General features: G+C 44.8%; 15 protein-coding genes and 1 tRNA gene. 6 read left to right on the forward strand and 10 right to left on the reverse strand.

All coding sequences use genetic code 11. The features are described 5' to 3' along the window. Positions 1 to 43 precede the first annotated feature (43 nt). Positions 44 to 988 (forward strand): L-lactate dehydrogenase, encoded by a 945-nt coding sequence (locus HW447_RS05440; protein WP_176254300.1) that lies wholly within the window; start codon positions 44 to 46, stop codon positions 986 to 988. 198 nt (positions 989 to 1,186) lie between these two features. Here the strand turns inward: HW447_RS05440 and HW447_RS05445 are convergent, their stop codons facing one another. The 7 genes from HW447_RS05445 to HW447_RS05475 all read right to left on the reverse strand — a co-directional run bounded on the left by HW447_RS05445 (position 1,187) and on the right by HW447_RS05475 (position 5,069). Beyond that, positions 1,187 to 1,609: an arsenate reductase ArsC gene (locus HW447_RS05445; protein ID WP_176254301.1), complete on the reverse strand. Its 423-nt coding sequence runs from the start codon at positions 1,607 to 1,609 to the stop codon at positions 1,187 to 1,189. Between the two features lie 29 nt (positions 1,610 to 1,638). Continuing rightward, positions 1,639 to 1,971: a thioredoxin family protein gene (locus HW447_RS05450; protein ID WP_176254302.1), complete on the reverse strand. Its 333-nt coding sequence runs from the start codon at positions 1,969 to 1,971 to the stop codon at positions 1,639 to 1,641. 16 nt (positions 1,972 to 1,987) lie between these two features. Continuing rightward, positions 1,988 to 3,025: a permease gene (locus HW447_RS05455; RefSeq protein WP_390470714.1), complete on the reverse strand. Its 1,038-nt coding sequence runs from the start codon at positions 3,023 to 3,025 to the stop codon at positions 1,988 to 1,990. Positions 3,026 to 3,078: 53 nt separating this feature from the next. Beyond that, entirely contained in the window at positions 3,079 to 3,384 is a 306-nt protein-coding gene (locus tag HW447_RS05460; RefSeq protein WP_176254304.1) for an ArsR/SmtB family transcription factor, read from the reverse strand. 473 nt (positions 3,385 to 3,857) lie between these two features. Then, a tRNA-Thr gene (locus HW447_RS05465) sits at positions 3,858 to 3,930 on the reverse strand. 96 nt (positions 3,931 to 4,026) lie between these two features. Next, a complete protein-coding gene (locus tag HW447_RS05470; RefSeq protein ID WP_176254305.1) occupies positions 4,027 to 4,368 on the reverse strand; it encodes a branched-chain amino acid transporter permease in 342 nt (113 codons plus the stop codon). Further along, entirely contained in the window at positions 4,365 to 5,069 is a 705-nt protein-coding gene (locus tag HW447_RS05475; protein WP_176254306.1) for an AzlC family ABC transporter permease, read from the reverse strand. Before HW447_RS05475 ends, HW447_RS05470 begins: the two co-directional genes overlap by 4 nt. Before the next feature lie 209 nt (positions 5,070 to 5,278). On the opposite strand from HW447_RS05475, the gene HW447_RS05480 reads away from it, so the two are divergent. The 3 genes from HW447_RS05480 to HW447_RS05490 all read left to right on the forward strand — a co-directional run bounded on the left by HW447_RS05480 (position 5,279) and on the right by HW447_RS05490 (position 9,491). Next, positions 5,279 to 6,973: a glutamine--tRNA ligase/YqeY domain fusion protein gene (locus tag HW447_RS05480; RefSeq protein WP_176254307.1), complete on the forward strand. Its 1,695-nt coding sequence runs from the start codon at positions 5,279 to 5,281 to the stop codon at positions 6,971 to 6,973. A 118-nt stretch (positions 6,974 to 7,091) separates the two neighbouring features. Further along, positions 7,092 to 8,492 (forward strand): MocR-like pyridoxine biosynthesis transcription factor PdxR, encoded by a 1,401-nt coding sequence (gene pdxR, locus HW447_RS05485; RefSeq protein ID WP_176254308.1) that lies wholly within the window; start codon positions 7,092 to 7,094, stop codon positions 8,490 to 8,492. 39 nt (positions 8,493 to 8,531) lie between these two features. Further along, the gene (locus HW447_RS05490) at positions 8,532 to 9,491 is read left to right on the forward strand and encodes an MORN repeat-containing protein (RefSeq protein ID WP_176254309.1); all 960 of its coding nucleotides are present in this window, start codon (positions 8,532 to 8,534) and stop codon (positions 9,489 to 9,491) included. Between the two features lie 109 nt (positions 9,492 to 9,600). Here HW447_RS05490 and HW447_RS05495 read toward each other — a convergent pair whose 3' ends face one another. The 3 genes from HW447_RS05495 to HW447_RS05505 all read right to left on the reverse strand — a co-directional run bounded on the left by HW447_RS05495 (position 9,601) and on the right by HW447_RS05505 (position 13,687). Further along, the gene (locus tag HW447_RS05495; protein ID WP_243176219.1) at positions 9,601 to 10,290 is read right to left on the reverse strand and encodes a hypothetical protein; all 690 of its coding nucleotides are present in this window, start codon (positions 10,288 to 10,290) and stop codon (positions 9,601 to 9,603) included. A gap of 404 nt (positions 10,291 to 10,694) precedes the next feature. Continuing rightward, the gene (locus tag HW447_RS05500) at positions 10,695 to 12,725 is read right to left on the reverse strand and encodes a glycosyl hydrolase 115 family protein (RefSeq protein WP_176254310.1); all 2,031 of its coding nucleotides are present in this window, start codon (positions 12,723 to 12,725) and stop codon (positions 10,695 to 10,697) included. Positions 12,726 to 12,859: 134 nt separating this feature from the next. Next, a complete protein-coding gene (locus HW447_RS05505) occupies positions 12,860 to 13,687 on the reverse strand; it encodes a helix-turn-helix transcriptional regulator (protein WP_176254311.1) in 828 nt (275 codons plus the stop codon). A gap of 150 nt (positions 13,688 to 13,837) precedes the next feature. Here HW447_RS05505 and HW447_RS05510 point away from each other — a divergent pair, with 150 nt between their 5' ends. After that, positions 13,838 to 15,211 carry an ABC transporter substrate-binding protein gene (locus HW447_RS05510; RefSeq protein WP_176254312.1) on the forward strand — a complete coding sequence of 458 codons (1,374 nt, stop codon included), beginning with the start codon at positions 13,838 to 13,840 and terminating at the stop codon, positions 15,209 to 15,211. A gap of 54 nt (positions 15,212 to 15,265) precedes the next feature. Next, positions 15,266 to 15,816: carbohydrate ABC transporter permease (locus HW447_RS05515; RefSeq protein ID WP_176254313.1), on the forward strand; the 551-nt coding region annotated here is incomplete at its 3' end.

Below are 15,816 nucleotides of genomic sequence, written 5' to 3' on the forward strand. Positions count from 1 at the left end.
AGTACCATCAGCAGCTGCCTTTGGGGCACGAAAGGAGACACATATGAAGCTTGATAAAAGAAAAGTAGTCATTGTCGGTGCAGGTATGGTGGGGATGAGTTATGCATACAGCCTTTTAAACCAATCGGTCTGCGATGAACTGGTACTCATTGATGTGAATAAAACACGGGCGGAGGGGGAAGCCATGGATCTGAATCACGGCCTTGCCTTTGCGGGCGCCAGCATGAGGATCTACGCGGGAAACTATGATGACTGCCGGGACGCGGATATCGTGGCTATTGCTGCGGGGGTGGCTCAGAAACCGGGAGAGACCCGGCTGGATCTTCTGAAACGCAATACAGAGGTGTTCCGCTCCATTATCGAACCTGTGACGGCTTCCGGGTTTAACGGCATCTTTCTGGTTGCCACGAATCCTGTGGATATCATGACAAGGATCACCTGCGCCTTATCCGGCTTTAACCCAAGAAGGGTGCTGGGAAGCGGTACGGCCCTGGATACCGCCAGACTGCGGTATCTGGTGGGAGAGTATCTGAAGGTAGATCCCAGAAATATTCACGCCTACGTGATGGGCGAGCATGGCGACAGCGAGTTTGTTCCCTGGAGCCAGGCCCTTCTGGCTACCAAGCCAATTTTAGAACTGGGAAAGGAAATAGGGCCGGAATTCAGCCAACGTCTGGAGGACATTGAGGATGAGGTGCGCACAGCCGCCTATAAGATCATTGAGGCAAAGAAGGCCACCTATTACGGCATTGGTATGGCTCTTACCAGAATCACGAAAGCGATTCTTGGGGATGAGCACAGTGTTCTCACCGTGTCCGCCATGCTAAGAGGCGATTATGGCCAGAGAGATGTATTTACGGGGGTTCCCTGCATCATCAATCAGGATGGGATTCAGAAAGTGCTTCCGCTGTCTTTGACGGATGAAGAGATGGAAAAGTTCGCCCGGTCCTGCGAGACGCTGCGGGAAAGCTTTGAGGGGATTTTTTAAAAAAGAACAGGGAAATACAGGTCTGAAGAGACGCTTTTTGCCGGCTGGTCTCAGCTGGAAAGGCGTCTTTTTTTGATAGATCTTTTTGTCCCATAATATAGGGGTTTTAAGTAAAAATGTCAATTTTACCTTGAATTTTCGATTATCCCCATAAACACTATACTTTCAAGCATTTTGAAGTATAGTAAAACACCCATTTTACCACGAATTTGAAATCAACTCATTAGTTTTTATTCTCTCTGTCAATTCAAGTATTTTTGCATGGATTGAGTGGATTGTTTTTGAGAATTCATCATCACTTTTCCCAGTAGGGTCATTCAAGCCCCAATCCTCTCTATATTTGCATGGTATTGTAGGACAATTTACATTGCACCCCATTGTAATCACAATATCTACCTGCGGTATTTCTGATAACAGTTTAGAATATTGTGTTTTCTCCATATCTATATGATACATTTCTTTCATTAGACGGACTGCATCTTGATTGATTTGTGGCTTTGTTTCTGTGCCTGCAGAATAACTCTCAAAAATATTTGAAGAAAGATACTTCCCCAATGCTTCTGCAATTTGACTGCGACAAGAATTATGAACACAGACAAAGGCTGCTTTAGGTTTTGTCATAAACAAATTACCGCCCTTTCTTCGTTTTATTACTTACTCAATAGTGCTTTCACTTCGTCTACGGTCAATACCTTTCCATAGGATATAACTTCTCCATTCAATACCAATGCAGGTGTAGACATTACTCCGTAACTGGCGATTTCTGCAAAATCTGTAACGTGGGCAATCTCATAATCTAATTGAAGTTCAGATATTGCTGTTCTGGTTGCTTTTTCTAATTCCATACATTTTGCACAACCAGAACCCAGTATTTTGATACCTTGCTCTTGTTTTTTGCTTTCTGCATTTTGCATTGTTTCTGATGTGCAATTCCCGCCACAACAGCATGATTTTGTTTCTTTTTTCTTTCCAAATAATTTCATTTCTTATTCGCTCCTTTTAAATAAATATCGTACTAAAAATATTAAAGAGATAACCTACAATAATAATACCAAACGTACAAATGGCAATAAATAAGGTCAATAATTTAGGCTTTACTGCCTTTTTCAGCATGATTAAAGATGGTAAACTCAATGTTGTTACAGCCATCATAAATGATAAGATTGTACCTAATTGTGCCCCCTTTGAAAGTAATGCCTCTGCTACTGGAATTGTTCCAAAAATATCAGCATACATAGGAACTCCGACAAGAGTGGCTAAGATAACACCAAACGGGTTATTACTTCCCAAAATACTTTCAATCCATGTTTCAGGTATCCAATTATGGATAATTGCTCCGACACCCACACCAATCAAAATATATGGGAATACTTTTTTGAATGTTCCTATAACTTGTTCTTTTGCATAGCGAACTCTGTCCTTTTTGGTTAAAGCAGGAGAACTAATATCAACGTTACTTGCATTTTTCACAAAATCTTCCACATATTTTTCCATGTGTAATTTTTCAATTAAAGTACCGCCAATTACAGCGATTATCAAGCCTACAATCACATAAGCAAAGGCAACTTTAGCCCCGAAAATACTCATTAGCAATACAAGACTTCCCAAATCAACCATAGGAGAAGAAATCAAAAAGGAAAAAGTTACCCCTAATGGCAATCCTGCACTTGTAAAGCCTATAAACAACGGGATAGAAGAACATGAGCAAAATGGTGTAACCGTTCCTAACAATGCGGATATAATATTTGCTCCGATACCATGAAAACGTCCTAAAATTTTCTTACTTCGTTCGGGTGGAAAATAACTTTGAATATACGAAATAAAGAAAATCAGTAAACATAATAAGATTGTGATTTTGATTACATCGTATAGAAAGAATTGAATACTTCCACCGAAACGACTGTCAATGTCTAATCCTAGCAGTGACAGTCCATTACCAATTAAGCCATTCAACCATTTCATACCTAATATTTGGTCTTGGAAAAATAACCATATTGAATTTACTACGTCCAAAAAAGTCCCTCCTTTACACAACATATCAACTTTTTTTGATGTGATAAAGTTTTATAAAAGCCATCTTTCGATGACCTTTATTTGCAACAATTTGATTGATTTTCAGTATTTGGCGTTGTTAATTCTAACAATCGTTTTGACGCATATTCACTTCCGCTTTTACTTAAACTGTAATGCGTCCATTTTCCCTCTTGTCTTGCATTGACAATACCAGAGTCGCAAAGTATTTTCATGTGATATGATAAAGCCGATTGTCCTATGTTCATATTTTCAATCAGAACACACGCACATTTTTCCCCACTCTTTAAGTAATCTAAAATAGTAAGTCTTTTTATATCACAAAGAGCCTTAAAAATTTTTGCGTCTTTAGAAAAAACAGTCATTGTTATCACTCCTCACATCAAATTATTTTGATATATACATCATAAAACTTACAACGTAATTTGTCAATACATCACATCAAAATATTTTGATGTATTCTTATTTCTTCCTCTTGGCTATCAAACACAGAAAAGAAAAAGCCCTGTCAAGAGCCTTGCCACCATTGGTGGTGCTTTGCACTCTTTACTGGTCTTTTTGTTTGCTGTATCTTTCATTCAAGAGGAAAAAGGTTACTCGTCCTCATCATTTGTATTCCTGGTCATATTTACGTGCCACTTTGAATACCTCCTTGTTCTCTTGATTTTATTATGAAATCCTTGAGAACAAGCAGTCAACTTTTTTATACCACATCATCTTGTGAAAATCCAGGCAGATGGAACGGTGACCGGGCTGGAATAGTAGTCATTTCACCTGAAAGAAAATACGTTCTGCTTGCGGCAAAAGAAAAAACCCTTGATTCTACAAGGGTTTTCACAGCTACTGACGGGAATCGGACCCGTGACCTCCGCACTACCAATGCGACGCTCTACCGACTGAGCCACAGTAGCAACTTTCTTTTTCTGCCCCGCGAGAAGTCTTGTCTCACGCGACTTCGATATAATATCATATGTATTTTATTTTTGCAATACTTTTTTGAAAAAATTTTAAAAAATTTTTTGAACCAGGAACATATAGCATACGGTTCCCAGAGCAATGCTGGCCAGCGTATTTCGTTTCCACAGGTGTACTGCCGCCACAACAGCCACAGAGATCAGCTCCGGCAGTCCGTAGGGCCAGGTAAGAGGCGTGATATCTTTAAGGCAGTAAACTACCAGCACAGCCATAATGGCCGGAGGGAGCGCGGCGCCCAGATAACGCACCAGTTTTGGTACCTGACGTTTTCTGCCAAAGAGCAGAAAGGGCAGCCACCGGGTGATCTGGGTGCAGAGGGCGCAGATTAGAATTGTAATCAGTACATAGGATGGTTCAGCAGGAGTCTGGGTCATGAGGGATCCTCCATTTTTTTCTCAATGGTATGTTTAAAAATAAGAAGCAGGGCTACCGTGGCCATGAGGGCCGGAAGGATAAAGCCGGAAGAGCGGATCAGAGCCAGAAAAAGGAAACCGCAGAGAAAACCGGCTCCGGCGGGCAGGTGAGTCTTTGCAGCCAGCCATTGATTGACGCAGATTACCGTAAAAAGAGCAGTCATGGCAAATTCAATGCCTGTGGTGTCAAAGGCGATCATTTGTCCCATGACTGCGCCGATGACGGATCCGGCCACCCAGTAGCATTGGTTAAAGAGGGAAATAAAAAGGAAGGCAAGCTTCCACTGGCGGTCCGTAAAGCCCCTGGGGCGTGCAACAGAGCAGAGCAGGGAATAGGTTTCATCTGTGAGGGAGAAAACCATGTAAGGACCTGCGCCCTTCATTTCCTTAAAACGGTCGATAAAGGTCAGGCCGTAAAAGGCGTGGCGGCTGTTGATCAGCAGGGTCATAACGGCGGTGGTGAGATATCCCAGACCGCCCGTGAGGATGCCCGCCAGGGCAAACTGCATGGATCCGGCATAGACCAGAAGGCTGATAAGAAAGGCCCATAACACTCCAAAGCCTGCTTTCTGCAGGAGAAGGCCAAAGGCAATCCCAAGAAAAATATACCCCAGGAAAATGGGAATGGTTTTTATTAGGGCGAAACCGGCCGCTTTTTTCATAGTCATCACTTCCTGTCAAGATATTTTGTCCGTACGCTTTGATGCGTTACTAAAGTATAGCAGACATGGGCCGGTATTTCTACCCTTAAGTTGCCGTTTTTGTGGTATTTCCCCCTTTTCTACCTGTTAAAAGTGTGATATGATTATCCAATACACTGGAATTATCTTAAAAAGATTCACAGATGAGAGAAATGTATGGAGGAGCGATCATGGCAGAAAAAGACATGGTATTGGAGACAGAGGAAAAAGAGACTGTTTCCAAGAATTTTATAGAGCAGGAAATCGATAAGGATCTGGCAGAGGGGGTATATGATAATGTGCACACCCGTTTTCCGCCGGAGCCAAACGGATATCTGCATATCGGACACGCAAAGTCCATCCTTTTAAATTATGGGCTGGCTCAGAAGTACGGCGGCACCTTTAATCTCCGTTTTGACGACACCAATCCCACCAAGGAAAAGGTGGAGTTTGTGGAGTCTATCAAGGCGGATGTAAAGTGGCTGGGCGCTGATTTTGAAGATCGTCTTTTCTTTGCCTCTGATTATTTTGAGAAGATGTACGAGTGCGCTGTGTTTCTGATCAAAAAGGGCAAGGCCTTTGTCTGCGACCTGTCTGCAGAGGAGATCAGGGAGTACCGGGGCGACTTTAACAACCCCGGAAAGGAGAGTCCTTACAGGAACCGCCCGGTTGAGGAGAACCTGCGTCTTTTTGAAGAGATGAAGGAAGGAAAATATAAAGACGGCGAAAAGGTGCTCCGCGCCAAGATTGATATGGCTTCTGCCAATATTAATATGAGAGATCCGGTCATTTACCGCGTGGCCCACATGGAGCATCACAATACGGGTGATGCGTGGTGCATTTATCCTATGTATGACTTTGCCCACCCCATCGAGGATGCCATTGAGCATATTACCCATTCCATCTGTACGCTGGAGTTTGAGGATCACAGGCCTCTGTATGACTGGGTGGTAAGAGAGTGTGAATTTGAGAATCCGCCCCGTCAGATCGAATTTGCCAAGCTGTATCTTACCAATGTAGTCACCGGCAAGCGCTATATCAAGAAGCTGGTAGAGGATCATATTGTAGACGGCTGGGACGATCCCCGTCTGGTTTCTATCGCGGCTCTGCGCAGAAGAGGCTATACCCCCGAGTCCATTCGCCGTTTTGTGGAGATGGTAGGCGTTTCCAAGGCAAACAGTTCTGTAGACTATGCGATGCTGGAATACTGCATCCGTGAGGACTTAAAGCTTAAGAAGGCACGTATGATGGCGGTTTTAGATCCCGTAAAGCTGGTGATCGACAACTATCCAGAAGGCCAGATGGAAGAACTGGACGTTCCGAACAACCTGGAAAATCCGGAGCTTGGAAGCCGCAAGGTGCCTTTTGGACGCGAGCTTTATATCGAGAGGGAGGACTTTATGGAAGAGCCTCCTAAGAAATATTTCCGTATGTTCCCCGGAAATGAGGTTCGTCTCATGGGAGCTTATTTTGTAAAGTGTACCGGCTGTGAGAAGGATGCCGATGGAAATGTAACCGTTGTTCATGCCACTTATGATCCTGAGACAAAGAGCGGTTCCGGCTTTGAGGGCAGAAAGGTAAAGGGAACCATCCACTGGGTAGCGGTTCCTTCCGCAAAAAAGGTGGAATGCCGCCTGTACGAAAACATCGTTGATGAGGAGAAGGGCAAGTTAAATGAGGACGGAAGTCTGAATTTAAATCCCAATTCGCTGACTGTGCTTACAGACTGCTATGTGGAGCCGGCTTTGGGCGAGGCGGAAAGCTATGACAGTTTCCAGTTTGTGCGCAATGGCTATTTCTGCGTGGACTGTAAGGACAGCACAAAGGAAAAACCTGTATTTAACCGGATCGTTTCATTAAAGAGCTCCTTTAAGCTTCCGAAATGATCCTCTGAAAGCCTGGATAGAAGGAAAACCGGCATCTGCCGGGAAAGGAACAGGAGGAGACTCTCTGGAAACAGGGGGTCTTTTACTGTTTTAAGGCCCCAAAAGGAGGTGCGGGAAAATGGAACTGATGGTGCCCATTGACAATCAGAGCAGGAGTCCTCTGTATGAGCAGATTTATCAATATATGAAGGAGGAAATACGCGGCGGACGTATGGCCGCGGGCAGCCGTCTGCCCTCCACACGGATTCTGGCGGCAAATTTAAAGGTAAGCCGCAGTACCACCCAGATGGCCTACGAACAGCTTTTGTCTGAGGGGTATATAGAGGCCCTGCCCTGCAGGGGATATTTTGTCTGTCGGATCGAGGAACTGGTAGAGGTGCACAAGAAAGAGGAAAGCCCATTTTCAGAGAAGCAAGGACAGAGGAAAGAACCATATCTGGTGGATTTTTCCCCCAGAGGCATTGATCTGGACAGCTTTCCGTTTAATACCTGGCGCAAGCTGAGCCGCAATACGCTGGTGGATGATAATAAGGAGATGTTCGCCGTGGGGGATCCCCAGGGGGAATACGGACTGCGGGCAGCTATCGGTGATTATCTTCACTCGGCCAGAGGGGTCAACTGCCGTCCCGAACAGATCCTGATCGGAGCAGGAAGCGAGTACCTTCTGATGCTTTTGTCTCAGCTTCTGGGTCGGGGTACAGGGATCGCCCTGGAAAATCCTACCTACCGTCAGGCGTACCGGGTATTAAAGAGTTTGGGCCATCAGGTGTTTCCTGTGAAAATGGATCGATATGGCATGGAAATAAGCGCCCTGGAGGAGAGCAAAGCCATGGCTGCCTATGTGATGCCGTCCCATCAGTATCCCACTGGTATCGTGGTGCCGGTAAAAAGGCGGCAGGAGCTTTTAGGCTGGGCCTGCAAAAAGGCTGACCGGTATGTGATTGAGGACGATTACGACAGTGAATTCCGTTATAAGGGCCGGCCGATTCCGGCGCTGCAGGGGATGGATCAGGCGGGAAAGGTGATCTATTTGGGAACATTTTCTAGATCAATCGCCCCGGCGATCCGTGTGGGATTTATGGTGCTTCCGGAACCCCTGCTTGCCAGATACAGGATGCAGGCAGGCTTCTACGCCTGCACCGTGTCACGGATCGATCAGAATGTGCTGTATCATTTTATCACAGGGGGGTATTATGAGAGGCATTTAAACCGGATGCGGGCCGTATACAAAGGGAAGCATGACGCCCTTCTGGGGGGACTTAAGGAGCTGGAAAACATATTCCAGATCCGGGGGGAATACGCGGGAATCCATGTGCTTTTGACCCACAGGAAAGGGATGGAAGAGGAAAAGCTGGTAGAACGGGCTGCACAGGCTGGTGTAAAGGTTTATGGTATGTCAGGATCTGTGATCGGAGAAGAGAAGGATCTGGTTCCTTCTACGGTGATCTTGGGCTATGCCAGCCTGAAGGAAGAAGAAATATGCAAAGGCTGCAGGCTTTTGAACGAAGCCTGGAGGTAAAAGGCTCAGGAAAGACAGAGAAAGGAGCTGCGATGGAGCATGAAAATAAGAAATGACCGTATTTTGTGGATTGCGGCCGCGGCGTTTTATGCGGTGGTTCTGCCGGTGAGCGGCTGGATGGGAATGGCAGTGGAAAATAGTAAGGCAATACAGGCTGAGAGCGGGATGCTCCAGGAAACAGAAGCAGGGGATGGAATAGATATGGCGAAAGCAACACCTGCGGCTGCAAAGGGCAGCGGGGAGGTTTCCGGTATCGGCGAGAATGGGGAAGAAAACCCTATGGAGGAGACAGGGGCGGAAGGGGCAGGGGACTCATCCGACGTTATATCCGGGGAACTGACTCTTACGCCGGAGCAGCTGGATGCAGTAAAACGGATCGATTCTGCCCTGAGCAGCCAGGACATGGAGCAGGCAGCCAGGATCCTTGATAAGGAGCAGGACATTCTGGCGACCCTTTTTTATGAAAATATGGCGGGAAGCCGCTATCTTTATACTCCTTCAGGCTTTACCAGCCAGATTGAAGGAGAGGGGATGGTATTTACCATGCCTGGAACCGTATTTTACGGCTTTTTCAAAGACGGGAAGCCCAGGGGGGAATGTCTGGCCCTGCAGTTTATCAACGTAGACAGTCCCCGCTATAATTATTCCTATGGTATCTGGCGGAACGGGAAAATGACCGGTTATGGGAGCACTGGCTATTGCTACTATGAAAATGTCCCTCTGGGGGAGAACGTGAAAACAGTAAAGCAGGGGAATTTCAAGGATGATCTTTTAGAAGGTGAAATTTCCTACGAAACAAAAGACATAGACGGAACTATTTCGCACTGGTATATGGCAGTATCAGAAGGTGTTACGGTCATAGATACGCGCTGGACGCGGTTGGAGGAATCAAAGGAGTATCAGCTGATGTCCGCTGACGCCCAAAGCCACGCCTATCTCATAGGCGATGACCAGATCGGGCAGGTGATGTGGATGAACCTGCTGGGATGGGATATATGAGAACCGGCCCATTTGGGACAGCCCGTGTTTAGGGTTTTCGTAAAATAAAAGAGGAAGCGCAGAGGCTTCCCCTCAAGAGACAGACGGATGTGCAGCAGGCTGCGGCACCTTATAAAACAGGATCGTCCTTAAAACCATCGGGTGTATCTGCAGATGGCTCCATATCATCTGCATCTTCAGCCACCTCGACGGAGATCACATCATCCGCATCATCAGCCGTCTCTTCCACTACAGATACGTCCGGCTGTTCTGCATGGACGTCTTTTTCGGAATAGGAGGGCTCGCTGTCCAGACGTTCATAATCATAGAGATCGTCGTCATCTACATAGTCATCATCCAGATAACCTTCATCTTCCGGAAGATCGTCCTGAGGAGAGACGGGTTCTGCTTCATGCTCATCCCTCCACTCGTCCTTTTTTGTCTTCATGGAGTTCAGTGCAATATGCGCCGTGTCTACTGCTGCGGACATGGCCTCATGGGCGGTGTCGGAAAAAAGACTGCCTGCATCGCGGAGCACATTGCGGGTAGCCTGGGCCATATCTCTGGCAGCCACCTTGAACTCATCCTTGCTGGAGGTGAGGGAGATATAGTTGCGGTTAAATTTTTCCTGATCAGCGGGATGCTCTCTGCCGGTCTCTGACGCCTTATCCTCTCCGTCCTCATCCTCCTCAAATTCTCTGAAATCTTTTTCCAGTTCTTTATGATAGGTCTTATACTGGAGCACATAGGAAACACCGGCCGCTACGGCTCCTGACACGGCCGCCAGAGCCATCAGTTTCCCCAAACCTTTTTTCGCCATATAAATTCCCCTTTCTTTCATGTGTTGTCTGATTATGACTGGTTGCTATTATTGTAATACGGATGGGGAAAAAAATAAACATGAAATGCTAAAAAAAATATTAAATAAAAAGAAAATGAATAAAATGGGATAAGATAAACCATTACCGAAAAATAGCTGGTAGTTTATTGAGGCTGTGGGGAGATGTCTTTTTGTGGTGGTGGGGTGTGATGGTAGGAACACCATTTAGTAATGGAATGGCCTTTATACAGGATGTATTACAATAGAGCGTATCCATTTTTCATCAGGGATCAAACAGCTTGGTTTTTATCAAATGGTTTGCCATATGCAGAGATTCCCTCCCTCTTTGGGCAGCTGCTGTAGTTTGCTGTCCAAAGAGGGAGGGAATTTAAAATAAAACAAAACTAATCTTCTGTCTGGTCAAAATTCTTCGAATTTTTCATAGCTTCATATAATGCTTCATCTGTCATATGATGCTGCGTGATTGCTAACAGACGTACTTTTCGGTCTGCCTGAGGGCGGACAAAGTCTTCATACCAGTCCGCCAGTCGGGCATCATCTCCGATTACACGGATCAGGTGCATGACGGACCAGATTATATAGGAAGTGAAACGAATGTCAGTGAGGCAGTCGTTTTCATAGAAACCCTTCCATACGCCGTATTCAGCCTGATGCATGGCTTCATCGGCAGCAGTAAAGAGATCGGCACCTTTTCCAAGCAGATAAAAGCTTTTCTGATAATCCTCTTTCCAGAATTTCAAAATTCCTTTACAGAAATAGATGGCGCCCTGACAGCAGAAGTAATGAATTTTTGCTTGTAAAAGAACCGTAGCATCAAAAAGCTGTCTGTTTGCTCCTGTGAGTGTGACAGAGGTTTTTTGACAGCGCTCATAGTAGGCGGTGATGGCAGAGCTCCCCTTTTTGTGGATATCCAGGATATGTTCTGTCTGTTTATGAAGGGAAAGAGGGCCTGTAAGCCACAAAAGCTCTTGGGCAGTCTCGGCTCTATTTCTAATGAACTGACGAGCCAGAAGGCGCACGCAGTAATTGTAAAATTGTTCTCCCGCGTGCTGGTCCTCATAAGGGCCATACTGAAGAAGAGCGGAGGCGTAGTGTTCCAGACAGTCAGCGACCTGCATCTTTCCCAGATAGTAAATATGACTAAAATCATTGGCGTGGCCCGAATCGGATACGTATTCTCCATACCACAGTTTCCGAACCGCATCCAGATAGTAGACATGAGGGCGGATGTTGGAGGAGTTGATGATCCAGTAATCGCGGATCCCTCGATCCCAAGCTGTGTTCAGCTCACGGCTTACAAAATCTACTGTGTTTGGAAGTGTAGTCATATGACTGGCCGCCTGAAGGTCATGGAAGGAAATGTGATAATATACTCCATGAGGGCCTGCGTCCTGCGTCTGCGGCAGAGAACATACCCGAGCGTCATGATTACCTTGGCGTCGAGTACACATATGTCCGTATCCATTATCTGCCCACACCTTGATAATGTCGGGATGGAGGGTAATAAAGCCTTGATTATATAGTTCCATGATTTCACCATAAAGATTGGTACAGAAAATGGGATTTTTTACATACCGGCAGACGATTTTTCTTTGATGTTCAATCAATTCGCTGATAAGACGGCCACGCTTTTGGGGAGTGTCAAAGCATTCTTCACCCTGGCTTTCCCAGAATGGGCAGTCTCCCTGACCGCGGAACCCCAGTGTCCATATTACTTTCATATCTTTCTGGCGCTTGGCAGCTTCCTCCCAGAGGCGAATAAAGCACTGGGGGTTTTCAGCCCAGGAAGGAGCACGGTCAGGATAAGCTCTGGCAAAGATCTCTGCTCCCAGAGGCTCTGCATGATGGTGTGTGATCCAAAGACCGTACTGAAAAGCCAGATCTGCATACTGGCGGCTGCTTTTATCAGTTCCGGGGATTACCATATTTCCTCCACAGCGAAGCAGGGCTTCAAAGGCCATGCTCCAAGGGAAGTTTTTTGGAGCTCCGTTATTCCAGTGAATGAAAAGTACCTCATCGTTTAGAAACCATCCTCGGAAGTGTACCCGGGGGACAGGAGAACAAATGCTGGTATCTGTTGAAATAGAGATGAACGGCTGCTTTTTAAGTTCCTGATCCATCCAGAACCAGAAGGGGCTGATTTTCAGAAACGTTTCGCTGATTTTAAGCAGACCATAGATAAAACCAAGGTCATCTCCGGCAGTAATAAGCATAAGAGATGGATCTGCTACGATAATGCGGTAGCTTTCTGTAGCCATATTCTCTTCCTCTACCAGACGGATGGCATTATGGGGAGCGTCTTTGTCTGTAAGACAGGCGTTCATATCTCTCCGCAGAATGGAAACTGCATTGGAAACAGAAGCCGAAAGTACAGAACACAGGATGTTTGTATTCAGACCTAAGATAAAATTCATTTCGATCCTTCCTTTCACGATGTGTTATACTCAAAAGTATAAAGCAAAATTATTCAAAAGTATTTTATAATCTTGCTTAAAAAAGATAAAAATATAAATATATTGATATCCTGTGTGCTGAAACGGGGCAGATATTAAATGTTCCGATACTGAGAGGGGGTTAGATTTAAGGTGGCTTTAAAGAGCTTGCAGAAGTACATGGTGGAATTAAAGCCGCATTCTAATGCGATATCTGTAATGTTTTTTTCAGTATCATGAAGAAGAATACAGGCCTTTTGTATTTTTAACATATTGATATATTGGATGACCGTGTATCCGGTAAGCTGTTTAAAGGTACGGCACAGATGGCTAGGCGTAATATAAAAGGTATCCGCAATTTCTTTCAAGCTGGCAAGTGTCAGAAAGTTTTCGTGTACATAGGAAATCAGAGGGGAAACTGCATGAATTTCTGTAGAATGCATATCGTTTTCTTCCTTTTGAACATTATCTGGTGGAAAGTCACGGATATTTTTGGAAATAATCTGCAAAAGCTCTGACAGGAGAATATAGGCAGAAGCTGTGGGATGATGCCGGTCAATCTGGCTCATTTCTTTTATAACAGCTGCTGCACGATAATAGTTTTCAGAAGAAAGAGACAGGCATTCGTAGCGAAAGGGGGAAAGCAGTTCACTCACCGCGAATTCTGCAAAAAAGGTATGGAGAAATTCAGGGGTAAAATAAACGATCGTCCGGGTGTGAGTATCCGGGCTGATGGATTGATGGAGCATATGTGGTTTTAAAAGCATAATGTCATGAGGCATTAGTTTATAAAATGTATTGCTTACAACATGATCTCGACTTCCAAGATCCTGAATGTAGATTTCGTAGAAGTCATGATAGTGCATTTCGGGCATAGTGTGTCGAACTTGTTTGGCAATTTCTACTTTAAATTCAGAATCAATTTTGGATTTACTGGCTTTCATTTTATTCCTCCTATGGAATATCAATATTATACAATAAAAAAGAAAAATAGAGCAAAATAAATGAAACATTTTGTATAAAATTGTTCTATGATGATTCTATCACAGACAGCAATTGAATTGCAAGATGGGAAAATAGGAGGAGAAGATACTATGACAAAGAATTTGATCAGAACATCTGGATTTCTGACTGCTGCAGTTATGACGGCAGCACTGACTGCCTGCGGGGGAGATAAAGAAACAGCAGCAGAAAATAAATCGGAGGCAAAAACAAAAATTATTTCAACCGATCAGAACGGTGAAAGCAAAGGCGGGGAGGGAGAAATTACCTTTGCATGGTGGGGCGGTGATTCCAGACATGAGGCTACAGAAAAGGCGATAGAGGCTTTCATGAAAAAATATCCAGATATCAAGGTTACACCAGAATACGGAGCATGGAGCGGATGGGAACAGAAACAGTCGCTGGCTCTTTCTAGTGGTACAGGCGCCGATATGATGCAGATTAACTGGAACTGGATTGACAATTACGGAAAGGATGGAACAACCTTTATGGATCTGAATCAGTTCAGCGATATCATTGATCTGACACAGTTTCCAGAGGACGTTCTGGAACAGTGCAGCATAAACGGAAAACTGATGGGAATTCCTGTTTCTAATACAGGCTGCCTGTTTATGTGGAATAAGACTACCTTTGATACTGTAGGCTGTGAGATCCCAACAGACAGAGAGTCGCTGTTTGAGGCAGGAAAGAAATTTAAGGAGTACGATGAAGGTTACTATCCACTTGTGATTGATGGTGGCTACAGCCGCATGATTTTTATGGTTTATTATCTGGAATCCGTCTATGGAAAGCCATGGGTAGAAAATGGAGAACTTCAGTATACAGAGACTGAGATTCAAGATGGCCTAGAATTTATGACTGAGTTGGAAGAAGGCCATGTGATTCCTACTCTGGCAGTGACCTATGGAGATATGTCTGATTCTACAGACAAAAATCCGAAATGGATCGATGGAAAATATGCAGGCATATTTTCCTGGGATAATACGGTAATCAAGATGGAAGATGCCATTAAGGAGAGTATCAATGTAGCTAATCAGGAACTGGTAATTGGAGAATTTTTAAAATTTGGCAAGTACCAGGGTGGTTTCACTAAGGTATCAATGGCATATGCGATTCCATCGACCTGCAAAAACCCAAAAGCTGCCGCTACACTGATTAACTATCTGTTGAATGATCCGGAAGGTATTGAAATCTGCAGTCTAGAGAGAGGGATCCCGCTGTCTGCAGCGGGCGCATCTGTAGTCGAAGAGAAAGGGCTGGGAGACCAGAGATTGATTAAGGCCAATAAAGACGTGCTGGCATACTCTAAATTTCCTTTAGATCCCAAATTCGATTCCGGTATGTTAAAGGCAACTCCGGACGGCGTATATGAAAAGATATTTGGAAAACTTTCTGCAGGAGAATACGATGCGGTTCAGGCAGCAAAGGCACTGATTGATGGAATCAATGAGGCATTAGCGGAATAATACAATAGGTATACTGTAAAAAATATGTGAGGAAGAAAGAATGGAGGTAACTATATGAGACAAAAGAAAGGATTCTGGGCGCTGAATTTTGGCATTCTTTATATTCTGCCCTGGCTGGTTGGTTTTATCCTGTTTAAGGTATATCCCTTCCTCTCATCCCTTTTCTACAGTTTTACAAACTATGACCTTTTCAATGGCATTACCAAGTACGGGCTGATGAACTATGAGAAGATCTTTACAGATCCCGACATCATCCGTGCTTTTGTGGTAACATTCAAATATGCCATTTTTGACGTGCCCTTAAAGCTGATGTTCGCTTTGTTTATCGCCTACATTCTGAACTTTAAGTTAAAGGGCGTGAATTTCTTCCGTACCGCATATTACATCCCTTCCATCCTGGGAGGATCCATCGCCATTGCGATCCTGTGGAGAGCCGTATTTAACACAGATGGCCTGATCAATACTGTTTTAGGCGTGTTTGGCATTCCGGCAATCAACTGGATGGCCGGCGACATGAGCGCCCTGATGGTAATCGTGCTCCTGCGCGTATGGCAGTTCGGTTCCGCCATGGTTATCTTCCTGGCAGCCTTAAAGGGCGTGTCTGA

This window comes from Enterocloster alcoholdehydrogenati, from assembly GCF_013282095.1.
Classification (GTDB): Bacteria; Bacillota; Clostridia; order Lachnospirales; family Lachnospiraceae; genus Enterocloster; species Enterocloster alcoholdehydrogenati.

Coding starts and splice junctions, on each gene's coding strand:
- HW447_RS05445 (WP_176254301.1), bottom strand. CDS start 1,609: ATGACAAAACCTAAAGCAGCCTTTGTCTGTGTTCATAATTCTTGTCGC.
- HW447_RS05510 (WP_176254312.1), top strand. CDS start 13,838: ATGACAAAGAATTTGATCAGAACATCTGGATTTCTGACTGCTGCAGTT.
- HW447_RS05475 (WP_176254306.1), bottom strand. CDS start 5,069: ATGAAAAAAGCGGCCGGTTTCGCCCTAATAAAAACCATTCCCATTTTC.
- HW447_RS05455 (WP_390470714.1), bottom strand. CDS start 3,025: ATGTTGTGTAAAGGAGGGACTTTTTTGGACGTAGTAAATTCAATATGG.
- HW447_RS05450 (WP_176254302.1), bottom strand. CDS start 1,971: ATGAAATTATTTGGAAAGAAAAAAGAAACAAAATCATGCTGTTGTGGC.
- HW447_RS05460 (WP_176254304.1), bottom strand. CDS start 3,384: ATGACTGTTTTTTCTAAAGACGCAAAAATTTTTAAGGCTCTTTGTGAT.
- HW447_RS05490 (WP_176254309.1), top strand. CDS start 8,532: ATGAAAATAAGAAATGACCGTATTTTGTGGATTGCGGCCGCGGCGTTT.
- HW447_RS05470 (WP_176254305.1), bottom strand. CDS start 4,368: ATGACCCAGACTCCTGCTGAACCATCCTATGTACTGATTACAATTCTA.
- HW447_RS05505 (WP_176254311.1), bottom strand. CDS start 13,687: ATGAAAGCCAGTAAATCCAAAATTGATTCTGAATTTAAAGTAGAAATT.
- HW447_RS05440 (WP_176254300.1), top strand. CDS start 44: ATGAAGCTTGATAAAAGAAAAGTAGTCATTGTCGGTGCAGGTATGGTG.
- HW447_RS05480 (WP_176254307.1), top strand. CDS start 5,279: ATGGCAGAAAAAGACATGGTATTGGAGACAGAGGAAAAAGAGACTGTT.
- HW447_RS05495 (WP_243176219.1), bottom strand. CDS start 10,290: ATGGCGAAAAAAGGTTTGGGGAAACTGATGGCTCTGGCGGCCGTGTCA.
- pdxR (WP_176254308.1), top strand. CDS start 7,092: ATGGAACTGATGGTGCCCATTGACAATCAGAGCAGGAGTCCTCTGTAT.
- HW447_RS05500 (WP_176254310.1), bottom strand. CDS start 12,725: ATGAATTTTATCTTAGGTCTGAATACAAACATCCTGTGTTCTGTACTT.